Origin of the sequence: Micromonospora sp. NPDC048169 (assembly GCF_040652815.1) — a bacterium.
Taxonomy (GTDB): Bacteria; Actinomycetota; Actinomycetes; order Mycobacteriales; family Micromonosporaceae; genus Micromonospora.
This window is the reverse complement of the sequence record NZ_JBEZMS010000002.1, coordinates 38006-58721: the sequence shown is the minus strand read 5'-3', so window position 1 is coordinate 58721 and position 20716 is coordinate 38006. Positions and strand designations below refer to the sequence as shown.

Sequence of the window (20716 nt, the reverse complement as noted above, 5' to 3'; positions counted from 1 at the left end):
GCCGCCCCGCGAACTCGGGGCGGCCCGGGCCGGTCACTCCGAGGGCGGGGTGAACGAGGAGGTACGGGACATGCCCGCGGCACGGCCCTTCGCGGCGATCACCAGCGCCATCTTGCGGGACGCCTCGTCGATCATCTCGTCGCCGAGCATCACCGCGCCGAGCTTCCCGCCCGCCTCCGAGGTGTAGTAGTCGTACGCGTCGAGGATCAGCTCGGCGTGGTCGTAGTCGGCCTGCGCCGGGGAGTAGACCTCGTTGGCGGCGTCGATCTGGCCGGGGTGCAGCACCCACTTGCCGTCGAAGCCCAGCGCCGCCGAGCGCTTCGCCACCTCACGGAACGCGTCCACGTCCCGGATCTGCAGGAACGGGCCGTCGATGGCCTGCTTGTCGTGCATCCGCGCGGCCATCAGGATGCGCATCAGGATGTAGTGGTACGGGTCACCCGGGTAGTCCGGGATCAGCGCGCCGACCACCAGCGACTTCATGTTGATCGAGGCCATGAAGTCGGCCGGGCCGAAGATGATCGTCTCGACCCGGGGCGAGGCCCCGGCGATGGCGTCCACGTTCACCAGCCCGGCCGCGTTCTCGATCTGCGCCTCGATGCCGATCCGGCCCACCTCCAGGCCGAGCGTCTTCTCGATCTGGGTGAGCAGCAGGTCCAGCCAGTGCACCTGCTCGGCGTTCTGCACCTTCGGCAGCATGATGCAGTCCAGGTTCGCCCCGGCGCCCTCGACCACCTCGATGACGTCCCGGTAGGTCCACGGCGTGGTCAGGTCGTTCACCCGGACCACGCGGGTCTTGCCCGTCCAGTCGCCCTCGTTCAGCGCGGCCACGATGTTCTTGCGCGCGTCCGGCTTGGCCAGCGGGGCGACCGCGTCCTCCAGGTCGAGGAAGACCTGGTCGGCGGGGAGGCCCTGGGCCTTGCCGAGCATTTTGACGCTGGAGCCGGGTACCGCCAGGCAGGATCGGCGGGGACGACCGACAGCGGTCATGGATGCGCTCCTTCCAGCGTCCGGCGCGGTGCCGGCGCAGCGGTGGATTTCGAGAACTTAACGATCCCAAAGGGCGTGGTGACGCCACGGTAACCTCGTGCCGTGACCGGGGTGAATGGACCTGTGGAAGATCTCACTGACCGTCGGATCGTGGTGCTGACCGGGGCGAGCTCCGGCATCGGCCTGGCCGCCGCGGAGGAGCTGGCTCGCCGTGGTGACCAGGTCGTGCTGGTCGGCCGCGACCCGGCCCGGCTGCGCGCCGCGGGCGAGCGGGTCCGCGAGTGCTGCGGTGAGCAGCCGGAGCTGTTCCGCGCCGACTTCGCCGTGCTCGACGACGTACGCGGGCTCGCCGAACGGCTGCGCGAGCGGTACGACCGGATCGACGTGCTCGCCAACAACGCGGGCGCGATCGTGCTGGAACCGATCACGACGGTCGACGGTTTCGAGCTGAGCATTCAGGCCAACCACCTCGCCCCGTTCCTGCTCAGCAACCTGCTGGCCGACCGGATCGGGCGGATGGTGGTCACCGCCTCGGACGCGCACCGCAGCGGCGTGCTCGACCCGGACGACCTCAATTCCGCGCTGCGCTCGTACCGGCCGTTCCGGGCGTACGGCACCAGCAAGCAGGCGAACATCCTGTTCACCGCCGAGGCCGCGCGGCGCTGGCCGGAGGTGCCGGCGCACGCGTTCCACCCCGGCGTGGTGCGCACCCGCTTCGGCAACGAGAGCCGGATCGTGGCGCTCGGCATGCGGCTGCTGCCGTTCCGCAGCCCGGAGAAGGGCGCGGAGACGCTCGTGTGGCTGGCCTGCCAGGACCCGTCCCGGCTGACGGACGGCGGCTACTACGCCGACCGCAAGCCGCACCGGCCCCGGCCCAAGGCGGCCGATCCGGCGCTCGCCGCGCGGCTCTGGACCGCCAGCGCGCAGGCGGTTGGGCTCGACGCCTGACGACACCGAGGGGACATATGACCACAGAGCAAGAGGTCCTGCTGGTCGCGCTCGTCGACCTGAGCGCCGACATGGACGCCGGGCGGCGCTACGAGGACGGGGTGCTGGCGCTGCTCGGCCGGCACGGCGGCGAGTTGGAACGGCGGCTGCGCACCGGCGACGGGGAGACCGAGGTGCACGTCATCCGGTTCGCCGCCCGCGCCGGGCTCGACGCGTTCCTGGTCGACCCGGACCGCGTCGCGCTGCGCGCCGAGCTGGGCGACGCGGCGCCCGCCACCCGGGTGCTGGAGGTACGCGACGTCTGAGCTGCGCCTTCTCCCTCACTTCATCACGCGGGGACGCCGAGAACAAGACTTGATCTTGAGGCTGGCGAGGCGCAGTGTCGGGGCGTGGACTTCGATCCCCTGGCCACCGCCCGCCGCGCACTCTGGATCGGCGGCGCGCAGTGGGCCGGCAAGACGACACTCGCGGTCACGTTGGCACTGCGGTACGGGCTGACCGCGTACCTCTACGACCGCCACGACGCGCGAGGGCACGACGACCGGCGGATCGCCGACCGGATCCGACGGGGTGAGCCGCCGGACGGCCCGGACGCGGAGGCGACCTGGGTGACGACGGACCCGGAGCGGATGGCAGCCGAGACCCTCGCCGGGTTTCCGCGCCGCTTCGAGTGGGTGCTCGACGACCTGAGCGCGCTGGTGAGCGGCCGCCGGGTGGTCGCCGAGGGCTGGGGGCTGCGGCCCGAACTGGTCGCCCCGGTCGTCGAGTCGACAGGGCAGATGGTGGTGCTGGTGCCGACGCCGGAGTTCCGCGCGTACCAGGTGGAACGGCTGCCGCGGGCGACGGCCCGGCATCCCGGCGTGAGCGACCCGGAGCGGGCGTGGCGTCATCGGATCGCGCGCGACGAGCTGGTCGCCGCCGACGCGGTCGCCGGCGCCCGGACGCTCGGGGTACGCGTGATCGAGGTGGACCTGGGCCGGGACGCCGAGGCGGTCGCCGCGCTGGTCGCCGACCACTTCGCCGGGTACCTCTGAGCGTCACCGCGACACGTGCACCGGGACGCTGGTGACCACCACGCCGGGCAGCGCCCGCAACGCCGCCCGCAGCCGCTGCTCGGCGCGGCTGTGCAACAACCGGTACCGCCGTCGGCGCAGCACCACCTCCGGCACGATCACGGTGAGCGTCAGCTCCGGGTGCGCGGCGTGCAGCGCCTCCAGGTAGTGCGCGAGCGGCCCGATCACCGACCGGTACGGCGACACGATCGTCTCCAGCCGCAGGTGGTCGCCCCAGGCCCGCCACTGGTCCCGGAACCGGTCCGCCTCGGCCTCCTCCGGCGCGAGGTGCACGGCGAGCGTCGGCCGCCCGAGCGACGTGGCGTACGCCAGTGCGCGCAGCGACGCCCGGTTCAGCCGGGCCACCGGCACGACCACCAGATGGCGTACCTGCTGGGGCAGCTCGTCGCCCTCGGCGGGCGGCGCCGACGGCGGCGGGTGCAGCGCCAGCGCGCGGTGCAGCCGGTCGTAGTGCCTGTGGATCCGGCGGAACAGCAGCACCAGCAGCGGCACGGCGAGCACCACCACCCAGGCGCCCTCGGTGAACTTGGCGACCGCCGCGGTGAGCAGCACCAGCCCGGACAGCGCCGCACCCGCCGCGTTCAGGGCGAGCCGGCGACGCCATCCCGGCCCCCGGTGGCGCCGCCAGTGCACCACCATCCCGGTCTGGGACAGCGTGAAGGCGAGGAACACACCGACCGCGTAGAGCGGGATCAGCCGCTCGGTGTGCCCGCCGAACGCGACGAACACCAGCGCGGCCGTCAGCGCCAGCGCCACCAGCCCGTTGCTGAAGGCCAGCCGGTCGCCCATGTGCAGGAACCGGCGCGGCGCGTGGCCGTCCCGGGCCATGAAGAACAGCAGCCGGGGGAAGTCGTTGAACGCGGTGTTCGCGGCGAGCAGCAGGATCAGCGCGGTGGTGGCCTGGAGGATGGCGTACCCGGGCCCGCTCGGGAACGTCACCCGGCCGAGCTGGGACAGCAGCGTCTCGTCCGCCCGGGGCGCCAGGCCGTCGAGGTGGATCAGCCCGACCAGGCCGGCGAACAGCGTGACCAGCATGGCGACCATCCAGCCGAGCGTGGTGCGGGCGTTGCGCCACTCGGTCGGCCGGAACGCGGGAATCGCGTTCGAGACCGCCTCGATGCCGGTCATCGACACCGCGCCGGAGGAGAACGCGCGCAGCACCAGCAGCACGCCAAGGCCCTCGGCGGCGGGCACCGAGGGCGGCGGCAGCGGCGCGAAACCCCGCGAGGCGGCCTTCGCGTACCCGACCGCCAGCACCGCGACCAGCACCACCACGAACGCGTACGTGGGCAGCACGAAGATGTTCCCGGCGGTCCGTACGCCGCGCAGGTTGCCGGCGAGCAGCACGGCGATCACCAGCACCCCGAGCGGCACGGTCCACCGGCCGAGCCCGGGTAGCGCCGACGTGACCGCGTGCACCCCGGCCGCCACCGACACCGACACGGTCAGCACGTAGTCGAGCATCAGCCCGGCGGCGGCGGCCAGTCCCGGCGTACGCCCGAGGTTGTCCCCCGCGACGATGTAGGAGCCGGCGCCGTGCGGGTAGGCCGGGATGGTCTGCCGGTAGGACAGGCCGACCGCGACCATCAGCACCACGAGCACGGCGGCGAGCGGCAACGCCAGGCCGAGCGCGGCGCTCCCGGCCAGCACCAGCACCGCGAGCATCGCCTCCGGCCCGTACGCCACGGAACTGAGCAGGTCCGAGGAGAGCACCGGCAGCGCGACCAGTTTGCGCATCCGCTCGTACAGCACCGAAGCGCTGGACAACGGCGGACCGAACAGGGCCCGGCGGACCCGGGTGGCGGCCCGCCCGGCCCGGCCACCGGGCAGGTCGGCCGCCCCGGTGGCGACCAGCTCGCCCGGCTGCGCCACGGTGAACATGTCGATCGGCGCCAGCCGGCCGAACCGGGTCGGCGCCGGGTGACGGTCGTGCCGCCCGAGCGCCGGGTCCACCGGCAGGTCGTCGGCGTCGCGAGGGCCGCGCCAGCGTTCGCCGATCCGGCCGAGCGCCGCCCGGTCCTCGTCGCCGAGCGGCGGGAACTCGGCCGAGGGCGTGACGACGGTGCCCGCCTCCGCCGCGTCGTCCCGGTCCGCCCCCACCCTGAGCACTTTCGTGCAAACCGGACCGCCCGGTGGCCGGAACGGCGCGACTTCGCCCCGACCGGCTCAGCCGCCCGGCGGCGTCGGGCCGGCCAGAGCCGCCCCAGGCGAGGATCGCCGACCAGCCGACGCGTCGAGTGGCGGGTGCGGAACGGTCGGTAATCCTCACCCGGACACCCGACAGACACGCACCGTCAACGAACCGTTACGATCATGCACGTCCCGGCGATCCCTGACAGACGTCCGGAGGCGTCCCTCATGCCCAGGTTCCAGGCGGTGCTGTTCGACTTCTTCGGCACCCTGACCCACGGCGCGCGGCGCGGAGCCGCCCACCGCGCCACCGCCGAGGCGCTCGGCTGCTCCACCGAGTCCCTGGTGGAGGTGCTGGACAGCAGCTACTACGAACGGGCCAGCGGATCCTTCGGCGACGCCGAGTCGACGATGCGGTGGGTGTGCGGCCGGCTCGGCGTCCACCCGTCCGACGCGGCGGTACGCGCCGCCGTCGCCACCCGCCACCGGGCCGTGCGGGCCGGCGCCCGGCTACGCGCCGAAGCGGTGCCGGTGCTGGCCGCGTTGCGCCACCGGGGCGTACGCACCGGGCTGGTGAGCGACTGCACGCACGAGCTGCCGGCGTTCCTGCCGCAGCTCGCCGTCGCGCCACTGCTCGACGCCCAGGTCTTCTCGATACGGGTCGGACGCTGCAAGCCCGATCCGGCGCTCTACCTGGCCGCGTGTTACCGGCTCGGCCAGGAGCCGGCCGACTGCCTCTACGTCGGCGACGGCGACAGTCAGGAACTCACCGGGGCGGAGCGGGCCGGGCTGAGCGCGGTCCGGTTGGCCGCGCCGGACCTCGCCGACCACGTGGTGCTCAACGCCGACCACGGCTTCCACGGGCCGTCGATGACCTCGCTGACGGAGGTGCTCGGCCTGCTCGACCCGGTCCCTGTCGCCTGACCGGCTCGTCAACGGCTTCACACGGTCAGCGGCGGCGGACGCGGTGCAGGCGGAACGGCTTGCGGGCGGCCCGCACCACAGGCGCCGGCCGGGGCTGCTCACTGAGCGAGCCGTCCGGCAGGTCGGCGCCGGTCACTGCGGTGCCGGCGGGCGCGAGCCGGTTGAGCGCGCAGCCCTGCGCCGCCCACCGCTCGACCAGCTCCGTGGCGGAGCCGGAGGCGTTGAGCCGCTTCGCCGCGACCAGCGGCGCGATGGTTTCCCACTCCTCGGTGCCCGGTCGCAGCCGGGTCACCCGCGCCGGCCAGGTGACGATCCGCCCGCCGTGATCGCCGCGCAGCGTCACGTCGGCGGTGTCGCTGCCGGCCAGCCCCGGTGCGGCCTGCTCGCCGGGGCCGGTGACCACGAGCAGCGTGCCCTCCACCGGCAGGCACCACAGCGCGTACGCCGGGCCGCCGCCGGTGCTCACCCAGCAGACCGCGGCCTTCTTCACCGCCTCGTCCACGAGCGGCGGCGTCACCCGCTCGTCCACCTCGTCGCTCACCCCGCCATCCTCCCCCATCCCCACCCCAACTCGCCCCACCCCGCCACCCCGCCACCCCGCCCGCCCCCGCCGCCCCCACCCCCGCCCGCGGTGATCAAGGAGTTTGTGTCCTTCCCCGGCCCGTTCGCCGGCACAAACTCCTTGATCACCGGAGCGGGGGGCGGGGGGCGGAGGAGGGAGGAGGGATGGGGTGGGGGGTGGGTGGGCTCAGCCGATGAAGGGGGGGACGGTGATCTCGCCTCGGGCCACCGGCATCACCTGGCCGGAGACCGTCGCGCCCATCGCCAGCCCGCCGGAGGCGGTCACCGTGCAGTGGAGCGTGGACGGGCGGTTGATCTCGATGCCCTGCCGGACGGTGTACTCCGCGCGGCCGTCGCCGGGAAGCAGGCCGCTGGCGACCAGCCACACGCCCAGTCCCAGGGCGGCCGAGCCGGTCGCCGGATCCTCGGGTACCCCCAGCCCCGGCACGAAGACCCGGGCGTGCGCGGTTTGCGAATCGGCGTCCCAGGAGAAAAGGCTGACGTGCTCCACTCCGTACCGCTGCGCCGCCGTCGTGTTCAACAGTGCCCGGGCCACCGCGTCCGGGCGTACCGGAAGGTAGGGGAATTCGAGACCGCACCCGGCGACCCGGGGTGGCGGGCCGACGTGGTCCGGTCCGGCGAGGCCGACCATCTCCAGCAGCGGCTCCGGGTCGAGTTCCGGGCCGAGCGTGGGCGTGCCGCCGGTGAGCGTCGCGCCGGTGGCCGTCACCTCGAGCGGCAGGACGCCGACGCCGCACTCCTGGGTGACCCGGCCGGTGCCGAACACGCCGCGCCGGCTCGCGGTCACCGCGGCGCCGACGCTCGGGTGCCCGGCGAACGGCAGCTCGTCGGCCGGGGTGAAGATCCGGGCCCGGTAGGTGGCGCCCACCTGCGTCGGGGGCAGCACGAAGACCGTCTCGGACAGGTTGAACTCCAGCGCGAGCGCCTGCATCTGCTCGGTGGCCAGCCCTTCCGCGCCGAACACCACGGCCAGCGGGTTGCCGGCGAACGGGCGGTCGGTGAAGACGTCCACGATCTCGTAGCCCAAGGTCGACATGCTGTTAGAGAGTAGGCCCTTAGGCTGGTGCCCGTGAGCACGCCGAACCGGGTCTACCTCGCTCGACTCGCCGGAGTCGCCGTCTTCGACCCGAACGGCGACCAGGTCGGCCGTGTCCGGGACGCGGTGGCCCGGATGCGCGCGACGCAGCGACCGCCGGAGGTGGTCGGTCTGGTCGCCGAGATGCCGATGCGGCGACGCATCTTCCTGTCCATCAACCGGATCACCTCCATCGACCCGGACGCGGTGGTGCTCGGCAGCGGCACTCTCAACCTGCGCCGGTTCGAGAAGCGCCCGAACGAGCTGCTGGTGCTCCAGGAGCTGCTCGACCGGCGGGTCCAGCTCGACAGCGGGCAGGCCGGCTCGGTGGTGGACGTGGCGATGGAGTGCAGCCGCGGCGGCGAGTGGGCGCTGGGCCGGGTCGCCGTCCGCGAGCACACCGGCCGGCTCACCCGCCGCGGCCACCTCCACCAGGTCGACTGGGACCGGGTCCGCGGCCTGGGCACGGTCGGCGACAACCGGGGTACGGCGAACCTGCTCGCCGTCCTGGAGGACATGCGCCCGGCCGACCTGGCGAACGCCCTCCAGGACCTGCCCGACGCCCGGCGCAACGAGGTGGCCGCCGCGCTCGACGACGAACGCCTGGCCGACGTGCTGAGCGAGCTGCCCGAGCGCGACCAGGTGGAGATCCTGGCCGCGCTGGACCGCCAGCGCGCCGCCGACGTCCTGGAGGAGATGGAACCGGACGACGCGGCCGACCTGCTGAACGAGCTGCCCCCGCCGGAGCAGGACGTGCTGCTGGACCTGATGGAGCCGGACGAGGCCGACCCGGTACGCCAGCTGCTGCGCTACGCCTCCGGAACGGCCGGCAGCGTGATGACCTCGGAGCCGGTGATCCTGCCGCCGGACGCCACGGTGGCCGAGGCGCTGGCCCGGATCCGGGAGGTGCAACTGTCCCCCGCCGTGGCGGCCCAGGTCTTCGTGGCCCGTGCCCCGCTCACCACACCGACCGGCCGCTACCTGGGTATGGTGCACTTCCAGCGGTTGCTCCGCGAACCGCCGGCCGACCTGCTCGGCGGCATCGTGGTGAACGACATCGACCCGCTGCGCACGTCGACCCCGCTGCCCGAGATCACCCGCCGGATGGCCACGTACGACATGGTCGGCATGCCGGTGGTGGACCGGAACAACCGGCTCGTCGGCGCGGTGACAGTGGACGACGTGCTGGACCACTCCCTGCCGCGGGACTGGCGGGAACGGGACGCGGCATCCACCTCGTCCGCCACCGACGACGGCACCCTGGACGGCGACGATGAGTGACCAGCGACGCGGCGACCGGCTCGACCAGCCGCGCGCCCCGCGGAGCCTGCACCTGCCGCGGGTCGACGCGGAGACGTTCGGCCGCTGGGCCGAGGGCATCGCCCGGGGCATGGGTACGGCGAACTTCCTCGTCTACATGACGCTGATCCTGGTGGCCTGGTTCCTGTGGAACACGCTGGCGCCGGCGAATCTGCGCTTCGACCCGTACACCTTCACGTTCTTGACCTTGATCCTCTCCCTCCAGGCGTCGTACGCCGCGCCGTTGATCCTGCTCGCGCAGAACCGGCAGGCGGACCGGGACCGGATCGCGATGGACGAGGACCGGCGGCGGGCCACGCTGCAGAAGGCCGACACGGAATACCTGGCCCGGGAGATCGCCGCGCTGCGGATAGCGATGGGTGACGTGGCGACCCGGGACTTCCTGCGCTCGGAGCTGACCCGGCTGGGTGAGGAGCTGGACGAGGCGGCCGAGCGGCGGCGCAAGCTGGAGCGGCGGCAGCAGGAGCGTGAGGGCCGGCGGGCGGGCGGCGGCGAGCCGCTGGACGAGCCCCGGGACGAGCTGGACAGCGACTACGCGCGCGACCGCTGACCGGTCATCGAATCGCTCACACCGCCCCCGCCAGCGGCGGTGGCGGATGACCCGCGACGTAGCATTGCGGGCATGTCAGCACCCGTCAGCACCGTCTCCGACGCGATCCAGGCCGCCCTGGCCACCGTCAACGACCCGGAGATCCGCCGGCCGATCACCGAACTCGGCATGGTCAAGTCCGCCGAGCGCGACGAGGACGGCGTGGTCCGGGTGGAGCTGCTGCTCACCGTGGCCGGCTGCCCGCTGAAGGACAAGCTGCGCAGCGACATCACCGCCGCCGTGGGCGCGGTACCCGGCGTGAGCGGTGTCGAGATCACCTTCGGGGTGATGAGCCCGGAGCAGCGCCAGGAGCTGCAGTCGAAGCTGCGCGGTGGCGGCGCCACCGCCGAGCCGGTGATCCCGTTCGCCCAGCCGGGCTCGCGGACCCGGGTCTACGCGGTCGCCAGCGGCAAGGGCGGCGTCGGCAAGTCCAGCGTCACCGTCAACCTGGCCGCCGCGCTGGCCGCCCGGGGCCTGTCGGTGGGCGTGGTGGACGCGGACATCTACGGTCACTCGGTGCCCCGGATGCTCGGCGCCGACGGTGCGCCGACCCGCGTCGAGGACATGATCATGCCGCCGCAGTCGCACGGCGTGAAGGTCATCTCGATCGGCATGTTCACCCCCGGCAACGCCGCTGTGGTCTGGCGCGGGCCGATGCTGCACCGGGCGCTCCAGCAGTTCCTCGCCGACGTCTACTGGGGTGACCTGGACGTCCTCCTGCTCGACCTGCCGCCGGGCACCGGCGACATCGCGATCTCGGTGGCCCAGTTGCTGCCGAACGCGGAGATCCTGGTCGTCACCACGCCGCAGGCGGCCGCCGCCGAGGTGGCCGAGCGGGCCGGCGCGATCGCGTTGCAGACCCACCAGCGGGTGGTCGGCGTGATCGAGAACATGTCCTGGCTGGAGATGCCGGACGGCTCCCGGATGGAGGTCTTCGGGGCCGGCGGCGGCGCGGCGGTGGCCGAGTCGCTGACCCGTACGATCGGCGCGCAGGTGCCGGTGCTGGGGCAGATCCCGCTGGACACCCGGGTACGCGAGGGCGGCGACGCCGGTCAGCCGATCGTGCTGGCCCAGCCGGACGCCCCGGCCGCGAAGGCGCTGTTCGAGGTCGCCGACCGCCTGGCCGTGCGCCGTGAGTCCCTGCTCGGCAAGCCCCTGGGCCTCAAGCCGGCCGGCCGCTGACCCGCACCGCTCCCGCTCTCCGCCGCCCCTTCCCGCCATGCGGGAGGGGGCGGCGCCCGTTTCAGCGGACGATCATGAGGTTGGCGGTCGCCGACGCGCCGCCACCTTCATGATCGACGGCGCGCGAGAGGGCGAGCGGTCAGGTGGCGTCGTCGTAGGACGGGCGGGGGGCCGGGGGCGTCGGGGTGGGTGCGGGGGTGCTGGTCGCCACGCTCGGGGTGCGCAGGTCGGCGGCCTTCGCCACGTCCTTCAACTCGTCGTGCACGCCTGTGACGTCCGAGCGCAGGTCGTCGTACATGCTCTGGAGCGGCTTGCGGATCGCCTGCTCGTCTTCCTCGCTGAGCAGGTGCTTGCGGATGAACGCCTTGGGGTGCAGATCCTCCAGCTGGATGTCGGTGCCCAGCTCGCGACTCAGGTCGCCGGTGGCGTTGCGCGCCATGTTGCGCAGGTTGCGGACCATCCGGAGGCCGTCGCTGATCACGTTGGGCAGCCGGTCCCCGAAGATCAACAGCGCCAGGAGCAGCAGGACGCCGATCTCCCACCAGTTCAGGTTCTCGAACACCGCGGCCTCCTCGTCCGTGTGAGGGCAAGACTACGCACGTCAGGTGACCATCCGGGAGGGGGTGACGGGTGCTTACTTCGCGTCAGCGGCGAGCGTCACCGACGCGTTCTGGCGCGACGACCCGCGCCGGTACTCGACTGTCACCACCGAACCGGGCGCGTACTTGCGCACCAGGGCCACCAGGTCGGTCGGATCGGTCATCGGATGGCCGTCCAGCCGCAGCACCACGTCCCCGGTACGGAGTCCGGCAGCCGCCGCCGGGCCGGCCGGCTCGACCGCGTTGAGGCGTACCCCGCCGCCGGTGGCGCCGGTGCCGCCGACCTGGGCGCCGATCACCGTACGCCGGGCCTTGCCGGTGCCGATGATGTCCTCGGTGATCCGCTTCGCCTGGTTGATCGGGATGGCGAAGGCGAGGCCGATGTTGCCGGCCTCCTGCCCGTCGGCCACCAGCGACTTGATCGTCGAGTTCACCCCGACCACCCGCCCGGCGCCGTCCACCAGCGGGCCGCCGGAGTTGCCGTGGTTGACCGCGGCGTCGGTCTGGATCGCCGCGTAGTAGCGGGTCGGCCCGCCCGGCTCGCCGGCCTGCATGGTCCGGTCCAGCGCGCTCACGATGCCGGCGGTGACGGTGTTCGCGAGCGACAGCGGTGACCCGATGGCGAGCACCGGGTCACCGACGGCGAGCGCGTCGGAGTCGCCGAACTGCACCGGGGTCAGCCCGCCGCGGGAGACTTTGATCACGGCGAGGTCCGACTCCGGGTCCTGCCCGACCACGGTGGCGGCGGCGGTGCTGCCGTCGTTGAACACGACAGTGGCCTTGCCCGGGCCGTCGGCGACCACGTGGTCGTTCGTGACGATGTGGCCCTCGCTGGTCACCACGAAGCCGGAGCCCTCGCTGGTGCCGCCGAGGCTGACCACGCGGATGGTGACCACGCTGGGCAGGACCCGCTCGGCCACCCCGGCCAGCGACTCGGGCTTGCGCTGCGCCAGCGCCGGGGCCTGGCCGGACTGCGCGCCGATCGTCGGCACGTCGCCGCCGCGCAGGAACGCGTACGTCAGGGCGCTGCCCAGGGAACCGGCCAGCAGCGCGGTGACCAGCGAGATCAGCACCACCTGCCGCAGCCCCGGCCGGGCCGGCAGATCGGGGTCGGTGACTGGCTCCGGCTCCCCCGCACCGGGCGCCGGTGTCGCCGGAACCACCACGGCGGCGGGCGCGTACGGGTCCCGCCAGGGGTCGGCCAGCGCGTCGGACCACCACGGCGACGGCACCTGACCCGGGGCGTCCTGCGGCGGTCGTCCGGACGCCGGCCCACCCGGTGCCGGCGATCCGCCGGGCCGCCGCCAGTCCCAGCCGTCGGTCACGTCGGTGCCTCCCACTCCGTCCCGCTGGCCCCGCGCCGGCGGCCGGCGGAGCCGGACGACAGTGACGCGCGGGACCCATCCAGGATTACACGGATGGCGCGAATGGGGTCAGGGGTTGCCGTCGGTGAGCACCCGGCGACGGACTCGCGGCTGCGCCGGTACCGGCCCGCCTCTACGCTCACAGTGCATACCGCCCCTCGCACCAGTCCGCCCCTCGGAGGTGTCCCATCGCCACGGTCGCCGGTCACGGCAGTTCGACGGCCCAGGCGCTTCACTTCGCCGAGTCTTTCGTCCCCGAGGATCTCGTGCTGCGCACGGCCCGCGCCCTCGCCCACGAGGTGGGGGTGGAAGCGGTCACGCCCGGGTCGGGCGCCGCGCTGCGGCTGCTCGCCGCCGCCGGCAACGCCCGGGCGGTGGTGGAGATCGGCACCGGCACCGGCGTGAGCGGCGTGTGGCTGCTGCGCGGCATGCGCCCCGACGGGGTGCTCACCACGATCGACGTCGAGGTCGAATACCAGCGCATCGCCCGGCGGCTGTTCCAGGAGGCGGGCTTTCCGTCGGGACGTACCCGGATCATCACCGGCCGGGCCCTCGACGTGCTGCCCCGGCTCGCGGACGGCGCCTACGACCTGGTCTTCGTGGACGCGGTGGCGACCGGCTTCGCCGCGTACGTGGACGCGGCGCTGCGGCTGCTGCGCCCCGGCGGGGTGCTCGCGCTCAACGGCGCGCTGGCGGCCGGCCGGATCAGCGACCCGGCCGCGCGCGACGTCGAGACGGTCACCGTGCGGGAGACGATCAAGGCGATCCGCGAGTCGGAGCAGTGGGTGCCCGCGCTGCTGCCGGTCGGCCACGGCCTGCTCGCCGCGGTGAAGGCCTGACTCGGCCCCCACGTGCCCCGGCACGCCCGACTCAGCCCAGCGTCGCCAGCCAGCGGAGCAACCCGCGCACGCCCCAGCCGGTGGCGCCCTTGACCAGCTCGCCGTGCGTGTCGTCGGACCAGGACGGCGCGGACATGTCCAGGTGCGCCCACCGGTCCCGCAGGTCGCCGGTGAACTCCCGCAGGAACAGCGCGGCCACCACCGAACCGGCGCCCTGCGCCGGCGAGCTGTGCAGGTCGGCGACGTCGCTGGCCAGGTATTCCAGGTAGTCGTCGGCGAGCGGCATCCGCCAGGCCCGCTCGCCGGCCGCGGTGATCGCGTCGAGCAGGCCGGCGGCGAGCGCGTCGTTGTCGCTGTAGAGCGCGGCGTGCCGCTTGCCCAGGGCGACGGCGTTCGCGCCGGTCAGCGTCGCCAGGTCGATCAGCAGGTCGGGCTTCAGCTCGCGGGCGGCGTACGCCAGCGCGTCGGCGAGCACCAGCCGGCCCTCGGCGTCGGAGTTGGTGCTCTCGCTGGTCAGCCCGCCGTAGTGCCGGATCACGTCGCCGGGGCGGAACGCCGAGCCGCTGACCATGTTCTCGGCGAGCGGGGCGAGCGTGGTGATCCGTACCGGCAGGCGCAGCTCGGCGGCGCCGAGCGTCGCGGCGATCACCGCCGCTGCGCCGGCCATGTCCTTGCGCATCAGCTTCATGGCCGGCACCGGCTTGATCGAGATGCCGCCGGTGTCGAACGTGATGCCCTTGCCGACGAGCACCACGTGGGTACGCGCGCCCTCGGGCCGCCAGTCCAGCTCCACCAGGCGCGGGCCGCTCGCGGATCCGCCGCCGACGGCCAGCAGACCGCCGAAGCCCTCGGCCGCCAGTTCCTCCGGGCCGCGCACCCGCAGGTGCAGGCCGGGGTGCCCGGACGCGGCCTCGGCCACCTGCGCGGCGAACCACTCCGGGTTCTTGGTGGACGAGGGCATGTTCGTGAGGTCCCGCGCGAGCCGGGTCGTCTCGGCGGTGGCCCGGGCGGCGGCGAGCGTGCCGGCGAGCGCGTCCGGGTCGTTGACCAGGACCGAAACCCCGGCCAGGGCGGACCGCCCGCCGGCCTCGGTCAGGCGGAAGCGGTACGAGCCGAGCAGCAGCCCTTCGGCCAGTCCGCGTAGCGCCGCCGTCGCCTCACCGGGAAGCGCGATGGTGATCTGCGTCTCATCCTTCGCCGCGCGGGCCAGCGCTGCCCCGGCGGTACGCCAGTCGCGCTCGTCGCCGTCGCCGACACCGAGGAGCCACAGCCGCGCCGGCGAGCCGCCGGGACGCAGGTGCTCGCGCACCTCGCCGGCCGCGCCGGTGAGCCGGGTGACGGGCAGTACGGCGGCGGCCTCGGCCCGCACGTCGTCGCCGACCGGCACGGCGGTCGGCACCAGTCGGGCCGGGGAGTCCGGGGGGTCCGGCGAGTCCGGCCCTCCGGAGCGGACGGGCAGGACGAGAGCGTCGGGCCCCGCGGGCCCGCTCACCAGACGAATGACCAGCACGCTGGACCGTACCTCCGAGAAGGGGTGAACAGGCACGTTTCACCACGCACCCGTCGAGGAAAGACCCTGAGCCACCGGGCAGCCCGGTGGCTCAGGGTAGGACGAACCGCCCGCGCGGCGGATGCCGCGCGGGACACTCCTCGAATCAGCCCGCAGCCGCCTTCAGCGCGTCACCGAGCGCGGTGGCCTCGTCGGGAGTCATCTCGACGACGAGCCGGCCACCACCCTCCAGCGGGACTCGCATGACGATGCCCCGGCCCTCCTTGGTGACTTCCAGCGGACCGTCGCCCGTCCGCGGCTTCATCGCCGCCATGTTGTCTCCCCTCAGACCTACACCAGGGTCGGTGAGTTGCCCCACAGCCACTTCGCCATCGCCGTCCGCAGCCATCACGGAAGGCTCGACAAACGATTTTCCCTGATGAACACCGCCGGACCCAAACCGAGGCAGCATTGATGTAACAGCATCTAGCTTATCTTGGATAGGCCTGTCACAATGTGCGGTCATGCAGGCACGGTCGGCACTCTTCGACCTGTACGGCGACCACCTCCGGGCCCGGGGTGGCCGCGCACCGGTCGCCGCCCTGGTCAAGCTGCTCGCCCCGCTGGGGATCGCCCCACCGGCGGTACGCACCGCGGTCTCCCGGATGGTCCGCCAGGGCTGGCTGGAACCGCTCCGGCTCGCGTCCGGACCGGGATATTCGATCACCCCGAAGGCGGCTCGTCGACTCGACGAGGCGGCGTCCCGGATCTACCGGACCGGGCGGCACAGTTGGGACGGACGGTTCGATCTCCTGGTGCTCACCGCGCCCTCCTCCCGACGGGACCGGCAGCGGCTCGCCGCGAACCTCTCCTTCCTCGGCTACGGCACGCTCGACGACTGCACCTGGGTGGCCACCCGCCCGGCGGAGGACGTCGACCTGCTGCTCGACGAGGCGGGTGTGCGCTTCGAGCGGTTCACCGCCGCGCACGCGGCGGGCACACCAGGTGCGATGGGCGTGGTCCGCCGCGCCTGGGACCTGGCCGAGATCGGCCGGGCGTACGAACGCTTCGTCGCCGAGCAGAAGCCGCTGCTCTCCGGCATCACGGTGCGCAGCAACGACGAGGACGCGTACGCGGCCCGGTTCCGGCTCGTGCACGCGTGGCGTACGTTCCTGTTCCGGGATCCGCAACTGCCCCCGGCACTGCTGCCCGAGCGCTGGCCGGGCACCAGCGCGGCCGCGTTCTTCGACCGGCACGCGGCCCGGCTCCGGCCGGCCGCCGACCGGTACGTCGAGCAGTGCCTCGACGCCAGCAACCGCCTCGCCCGACAGAAGGGTCGTTAGAACGTGACCGAGCCGCTGCTCGTCGACCGCACCGACGCCGTCGTCACCCTGACGCTGAACCGCCCGACGGCGATGAACTCGCTCGACGTGGCGCTCAAGGAGGCGCTCCGGGACACCCTGGCCGAGCTGGAGACCGACCGGTCCTGCCGGGCGGTGGTGCTCGCCGGCGCGGGCGGCTCGTTCAGCGCCGGGCAGGACCTGCGCGAGCACGTGCGGACGCTCGAGACAGCGGACGCGGACCCGCTGGGCACGGTGCGGGCGCACTACAACCCGATCGCCGCCCGGCTGGCCAACCTGCCCAAGCCGGTGGTCGCCGCGGTGCGCGGGATGGCCGCCGGGGCGGGCGCCTCGCTGGCGTTCCTCGCCGACTTCCGCATCGGCGGTCCGAAGACCCGGTTCCTGATGGCGTTCGCCGGGGTGGGGCTCGCCGCCGACACCGGCGCCTCCTGGACGCTGCCCCGGCTGGTCGGCCACGCCAAGGCCGTCGAGCTGCTGATGCTCGCCGAGCCGGTCGGCGCCGACGACGCGTGCCGGCTGGGCCTGCTGACCAGGCTGGTGGACGACGACGAGCAGGTGCTCCCGGCCGCGCAGGAACTGGCCGCACGGCTCGCCGCCGGCCCGACCGTCGCATACGGGGCGATCAAGCGCCAGCTCTCCATCGCCGACGCGGGCACGCTCGCCGACGCGCTGGCGGCCGAGGCGCAGGCACAGGCGATCTGCGGCGCCACCGCCGACCACCGGGCCGCCACGATGGCGTTCGTCGAGAAGCAGAAGCCGGTCTTCCAGGGCCGCTGACCGCGCCGGTCGGCCCCGGCTGTCAGTCGTCCTCTTCCGGATCCTGGTTGGCCTCGACGCCCAGCACGAACGCCTGCATGGCCAGCTCGTCGCCGTACGGCGAGACGAACGCCGGCAGCTCCCGAGGGCCCAGCTCCTGCACGTAGGACCAGAAGATCCGCACCGCCTCGGCGCGCGTCGCGGCCTCGATCGGCAGGTCCAGGCTGACCAGCCAGGTGCTGCGGGCCGGCGGCGGGCCGAGCCGGTCGGCCAGCGACCGCCAGCGGGCCGGGTCGAGCGCCACGACCGGGCCGTCCGGCGCCGGGCCGTCGACCGGCACCGGCTCGTCGAGCACCCGCCGGGTGTACGTGACCACGAGCGGCGCGTCCACCGGGTCGGACTGCGGATCGTCCGGGTCCTCCCGGGGCCCGGACACCGCGGGCGCGACCTTGCCGAGCGCGACCAGACGCAGCGGCTCGTCGACGAGCACCGCCACCTGGTCGCCGGGCCGGGGGCGGGCCGCCTCGGCCAGCCCGGTCAGCTCCAGCAGGTCGTGGTGCACCAGCCGTTCGGCCTCGAAGCGCTCGGCGGGCAGCAGCACCGCCCAGGCGCCGGTGGTGGTCGCACCGTCTGTCGTCCCGCTCGTACGCGGCTCGGTGTCGGTCATGCCCCAATCCCATCACGCCGGAGGTGGCGCGCTCCGTCACACCCCGGCCCGGTCACCGCTCACGTGGCAGTCGGCCAGGTGGTCGTCGACCATGCCGGTGGCCTGCATCAGCGCGTAGGCGGTGGTGGGGCCGACGAACCGGAAGCCCTGCTTCTTGAGCGCCTTGGCCATCGCCACGGACTCCGGGCTGGTGGCCGGCACCTCGGCGAAGGACCGGGGTCGCGCCGCCCGGGGCGGGGGCGCGAACGACCAGAGCAGCGCGGAGAGGCCCTCGGGCAGCTCCGACGCCGCCCGGGCGTTGGCGATCGCCGCCTCGATCTTGGCTCGGTTGCGGACGATCCCGGCGTCGGCCAGCAGCCGGGTCACGTCGGCCTCACCGAAGCGGGCCACCGCGTCGATCCGGAAGCCGGCGAAGGCGTCCCGGAACGCCTGCCGTTTGCGCAGGATGGTCAGCCAGGACAGGCCGGACTGGAACGCCTCCAGCGTCAGCCGCTCGTAGAGCGCGTCGTCGCCGCGCAGCGGCCGGCCCCACTCCTCGTCGTGGTAGACGGCGTAGTCGGGGGTGCTCGCCCCCCATGCGCAGCGCGGCAGCCCGTCCGCGCCGGTCACCAGGTCAGTCACGGCGTCCACGGTAGGTCAGCCCACCGACAACCCGGCTCAGGGCAGGCGGCCCTGCTCGACCAGCCGGGCGAACTTCTTCAGCGCCTGGGTGAGGCTGAACTTCGAGCCGGGCCAGAGCACCGGCCAGGCGACCCGGCCGGCCCGCCCGCCCGGCAGGTGGAACCACTCGTGCCAGATCACCTGTGTGCGGTCGCGGTCCATCGGGGTGCAGCGCAGCACGCCGGGGCCGCGCAGCAGCCTGCCGCAGTGCACCACACCGACCTCGTACGGCGCGTCGACCCGGACCACCCGCATCTCGTCGCGGAGCACGGCCGGACCGAGCGCGGTGACCGCCTCGACCAGGCTGCCCTCGCCGCCGTCGCCCTCGACCACCCGGACCCGGGTCAGCGGGATCCAGTCCGACTGCCGCTCCCACGCGGTGAGCGCGGCGAACACCCGCTCCGCCGGCGCCTCGACGATCACCGTGGCGGTGACCTCGGCGGCACCGCGCCGGGACGCCTCGGTGAAGTCGTCAGCCGGCCGGCCGGCGCCGGTCACGCCGACTCCGATCGGACCACCGAACCGCGCTCCCGGTCACCGTCGGCGCTCCCGTCCGCCGGGGAGACGGTGTCCTCGGTGGCCGCGGCGGCCGGGGCCTCCGCCACACCCGCCTCGGCCGGCGCGCGTCCCGGCTGCCCGCCGGCGTCGGGCCGGTCCGGCTGCCCGTCGCCGTCGATCCGGCTCGACGGCTCCGGCCCGGACAGGTCGATCACCACCGGCTCGGGGGCGGACGGGCCGGACGCCGGCTCGGTCTCGGGGCGGGTCGCGGCGGCCTCCTCGCGCGCCCGGCGCAGCGCGTCGGCGTCCTCGGTACGCCCGTCCCGCAGGGCCGCGTTCTCCGCCTCCAGGACGCCGATCAGCTCGGTCTTGTAGCCGATGTCGTACGCCGCCCGGCGCAGTGCCGCGTCGACCTGACTCATCCGGTAACCGCGCAGCGCCGTGTCGAAGCGGACGCCTGACACGTCCGACTCGTCGAGCGGACGGCTGCCGGGCAGTGGCACGGCCCGGCCGTCCGGCTCGGCCGGTGTGAGGCCCGGATCCTTGCCGGAGACCAGCACCGTCACCCCGAACACCACAGCCGCGACTGTCAGCGCGACGACCAAGAGGAGCAGAACCTCACCCATGCACAGATCGTGGCATGCGGGGCGGGATCGGGCGAGCCCTCTGAGGCGTCCGTTCCGCGAATGCGTCCGCCGCGCGGTACCGGCACGGGCGGCGCGGGCGGCGCGGGCGGGACCGGATAGCGTCGGACCGGCCGGTGCGGTCCGGCGGCGAGGAGGCGGGCATGACCGGGGCGTTGCGGCTGGGCGGACGGACGTTCGGCCCCGGTGAGCTGGTGGTGATGGCTATCGTCAACCGCACGCCCGACTCGTTCTTCGACCGGGGCGCCACCTTCGCCCAGGACAGCGCGCTGCGCGCGGTGGAACGCGCGGTGGACGAGGGCGCCGAGATCATCGACATCGGCGGGGTGAAGGCCGGGCCGGGCGACGAGGTGGACGTGGCCGAGGAGATCCGGCGGACGGTGGACACCATCGCCGCGGTCCGGTCCGCCTTCCCGGACGTGGTCGTCTCCATCGACACCTGGCGTGCCGAGGTGGCGGTGGAGGCGGTAGCGGCCGGCGCGGACCTGCTGAACGACACCTGGTCGGGGGCGGACCCGGCGCTGGCCCGGGTCGCCGCGGCGACCGGCGCCGGCCTGGTCTGCTCGCACGCGGGCGGGCTCGCCCCGCGTACCCGGCCGCACCGGGCCGCCTTCGACGACGTGGTGGCCGACGTGCTCGGCACGGTGACCGGCCTGGCCGAACGCGCGGTCGGGCTGGGTGTGCGCCGGGACGGCATCCTGATCGACCCGGCGCACGACTTCGGCAAGAACACCCGGCACTCGCTGGAGATCACCCGGCGGCTGTCGGAGCTGACCGACACGGGCTGGCCGCTGCTGGTGGCGCTGTCGAACAAGGACTTCATCGGCGAGACGCTCGACCTGCCGGTGCCCGAGCGGCTGGAGGGGACGCTCGCCGCCACGGCGGTCTCGGCCTGGCTCGGCGCCCGGGTGTTCCGTGCCCACCAGGTCCGCGAGACCCGCCGGGTGCTGGACATGGTGGCGTCGATCCGGGGCGACCGGCCGCCGGCGGCGACCCGGCGCGGGCTGGCCTAGCGGGCCGGGCCCG

23 protein-coding genes are annotated in these 20716 nt (G+C 73.9%); 11 read left to right on the top strand and 12 right to left on the bottom strand.

The window, feature by feature from the left end:
• Window positions 1–33 precede the first annotated feature (33 nt).
• A complete protein-coding gene (locus AB0D28_RS02175; RefSeq protein ID WP_357381288.1) occupies window positions 34–990 on the bottom strand; it encodes a CoA ester lyase in 957 nt (318 codons plus the stop codon).
• 123 nt (window positions 991–1113) lie between these two features.
• Here AB0D28_RS02175 and AB0D28_RS02170 point away from each other — a divergent pair, with 123 nt between their 5' ends.
• From AB0D28_RS02170 to AB0D28_RS02160, 3 genes are all read left to right on the top strand, one after another.
• Complete coding sequence (locus tag AB0D28_RS02170; protein WP_357381286.1) at window positions 1114–1938, top strand: SDR family NAD(P)-dependent oxidoreductase; 825 nt, start codon at window positions 1114–1116, stop codon at window positions 1936–1938.
• A gap of 17 nt (window positions 1939–1955) precedes the next feature.
• Window positions 1956–2243 (top strand): hypothetical protein, encoded by a 288-nt coding sequence (locus tag AB0D28_RS02165; RefSeq protein WP_357381284.1) that lies wholly within the window; start codon window positions 1956–1958, stop codon window positions 2241–2243.
• Window positions 2244–2327: 84 nt separating this feature from the next.
• Window positions 2328–2972, top strand: coding sequence for a hypothetical protein (locus AB0D28_RS02160; protein WP_357381282.1), 645 nt, complete (start codon window positions 2328–2330; stop codon window positions 2970–2972).
• A 3-nt stretch (window positions 2973–2975) separates the two neighbouring features.
• On the opposite strand, the gene AB0D28_RS02155 is transcribed toward AB0D28_RS02160, so the two are convergent.
• Entirely contained in the window at window positions 2976–5111 is a 2136-nt protein-coding gene (locus tag AB0D28_RS02155; RefSeq protein WP_357381280.1) for an APC family permease, read from the bottom strand.
• A gap of 258 nt (window positions 5112–5369) precedes the next feature.
• Between AB0D28_RS02155 and AB0D28_RS02150 the strand changes: the two genes are divergently transcribed.
• Window positions 5370–6065: an HAD family hydrolase gene (locus tag AB0D28_RS02150; protein WP_357381278.1), complete on the top strand. Its 696-nt coding sequence runs from the start codon at window positions 5370–5372 to the stop codon at window positions 6063–6065.
• 25 nt (window positions 6066–6090) lie between these two features.
• Here the strand turns inward: AB0D28_RS02150 and AB0D28_RS02145 are convergent, their stop codons facing one another.
• Window positions 6091–6624: a hypothetical protein gene (locus AB0D28_RS02145; protein WP_357381276.1), complete on the bottom strand. Its 534-nt coding sequence runs from the start codon at window positions 6622–6624 to the stop codon at window positions 6091–6093.
• A gap of 189 nt (window positions 6625–6813) precedes the next feature.
• Window positions 6814–7683, bottom strand: coding sequence for a PhzF family phenazine biosynthesis protein (locus tag AB0D28_RS02140; protein ID WP_357381274.1), 870 nt, complete (start codon window positions 7681–7683; stop codon window positions 6814–6816).
• A gap of 33 nt (window positions 7684–7716) precedes the next feature.
• Between AB0D28_RS02140 and AB0D28_RS02135 the strand changes: the two genes are divergently transcribed.
• The 3 genes from AB0D28_RS02135 (at window position 7717) to AB0D28_RS02125 (ending at window position 10813) form a co-directional block, all read left to right on the top strand.
• Window positions 7717–9003: a CBS domain-containing protein gene (locus AB0D28_RS02135; protein ID WP_357381272.1), complete on the top strand. Its 1287-nt coding sequence runs from the start codon at window positions 7717–7719 to the stop codon at window positions 9001–9003.
• Window positions 8996–9592: a DUF1003 domain-containing protein gene (locus AB0D28_RS02130; protein WP_357381270.1), complete on the top strand. Its 597-nt coding sequence runs from the start codon at window positions 8996–8998 to the stop codon at window positions 9590–9592. Before AB0D28_RS02135 ends, AB0D28_RS02130 begins: the two co-directional genes overlap by 8 nt.
• Window positions 9593–9664: 72 nt before the next feature.
• Window positions 9665–10813 (top strand): P-loop NTPase, encoded by a 1149-nt coding sequence (locus tag AB0D28_RS02125; RefSeq protein WP_357381268.1) that lies wholly within the window; start codon window positions 9665–9667, stop codon window positions 10811–10813.
• Window positions 10814–10952: 139 nt separating this feature from the next.
• Here the strand turns inward: AB0D28_RS02125 and AB0D28_RS02120 are convergent, their stop codons facing one another.
• Window positions 10953–11375 carry a preprotein translocase subunit TatB gene (locus AB0D28_RS02120; protein WP_357381266.1) on the bottom strand — a complete coding sequence of 141 codons (423 nt, stop codon included), beginning with the start codon at window positions 11373–11375 and terminating at the stop codon, window positions 10953–10955.
• Window positions 11376–11447: 72 nt separating this feature from the next.
• A complete protein-coding gene (locus tag AB0D28_RS02115) occupies window positions 11448–12752 on the bottom strand; it encodes a trypsin-like peptidase domain-containing protein (RefSeq protein ID WP_357381264.1) in 1305 nt (434 codons plus the stop codon).
• Between the two features lie 290 nt (window positions 12753–13042).
• Here AB0D28_RS02115 and AB0D28_RS02110 point away from each other — a divergent pair, with 290 nt between their 5' ends.
• Window positions 13043–13615: an O-methyltransferase gene (locus AB0D28_RS02110; RefSeq protein ID WP_357381262.1), complete on the top strand. Its 573-nt coding sequence runs from the start codon at window positions 13043–13045 to the stop codon at window positions 13613–13615.
• 31 nt (window positions 13616–13646) lie between these two features.
• On the opposite strand, the gene AB0D28_RS02105 is transcribed toward AB0D28_RS02110, so the two are convergent.
• Complete coding sequence (locus AB0D28_RS02105; RefSeq protein ID WP_357381260.1) at window positions 13647–15125, bottom strand: leucyl aminopeptidase family protein; 1479 nt, start codon at window positions 15123–15125, stop codon at window positions 13647–13649.
• A gap of 145 nt (window positions 15126–15270) precedes the next feature.
• Window positions 15271–15438 carry a DUF3117 domain-containing protein gene (locus AB0D28_RS02100; protein ID WP_013283866.1) on the bottom strand — a complete coding sequence of 56 codons (168 nt, stop codon included), beginning with the start codon at window positions 15436–15438 and terminating at the stop codon, window positions 15271–15273.
• Window positions 15439–15628: 190 nt separating this feature from the next.
• On the opposite strand from AB0D28_RS02100, the gene AB0D28_RS02095 reads away from it, so the two are divergent.
• Entirely contained in the window at window positions 15629–16447 is an 819-nt protein-coding gene (locus AB0D28_RS02095) for a PaaX family transcriptional regulator C-terminal domain-containing protein (RefSeq protein WP_357381257.1), read from the top strand.
• 3 nt (window positions 16448–16450) lie between these two features.
• Window positions 16451–17242 (top strand): enoyl-CoA hydratase-related protein, encoded by a 792-nt coding sequence (locus AB0D28_RS02090; protein ID WP_357381255.1) that lies wholly within the window; start codon window positions 16451–16453, stop codon window positions 17240–17242.
• A 22-nt stretch (window positions 17243–17264) separates the two neighbouring features.
• On the opposite strand, the gene AB0D28_RS02085 is transcribed toward AB0D28_RS02090, so the two are convergent.
• From AB0D28_RS02085 to AB0D28_RS02070, 4 genes are read right to left on the bottom strand one after another with little or no spacing between them, the layout of a single operon-like run.
• On the bottom strand, window positions 17265–17888 hold the full coding sequence (locus AB0D28_RS02085; protein ID WP_357381253.1) for a hypothetical protein: 624 nt from the start codon (window positions 17886–17888) through the stop codon (window positions 17265–17267).
• A gap of 36 nt (window positions 17889–17924) precedes the next feature.
• The gene (locus tag AB0D28_RS02080; protein WP_357381251.1) at window positions 17925–18509 is read right to left on the bottom strand and encodes a DNA-3-methyladenine glycosylase I; all 585 of its coding nucleotides are present in this window, start codon (window positions 18507–18509) and stop codon (window positions 17925–17927) included.
• A 36-nt stretch (window positions 18510–18545) separates the two neighbouring features.
• Window positions 18546–19046, bottom strand: coding sequence for an SRPBCC family protein (locus tag AB0D28_RS02075; RefSeq protein ID WP_355095947.1), 501 nt, complete (start codon window positions 19044–19046; stop codon window positions 18546–18548).
• The gene (locus tag AB0D28_RS02070; RefSeq protein ID WP_357381249.1) at window positions 19043–19672 is read right to left on the bottom strand and encodes a DivIVA domain-containing protein; all 630 of its coding nucleotides are present in this window, start codon (window positions 19670–19672) and stop codon (window positions 19043–19045) included. Before AB0D28_RS02070 ends, AB0D28_RS02075 begins: the two co-directional genes overlap by 4 nt.
• A 161-nt stretch (window positions 19673–19833) precedes the next feature.
• Between AB0D28_RS02070 and folP the strand changes: the two genes are divergently transcribed.
• Window positions 19834–20703, top strand: coding sequence for a dihydropteroate synthase (gene folP / locus AB0D28_RS02065; RefSeq protein WP_357381247.1), 870 nt, complete (start codon window positions 19834–19836; stop codon window positions 20701–20703).
• Window positions 20704–20716 lie beyond the last annotated feature (13 nt).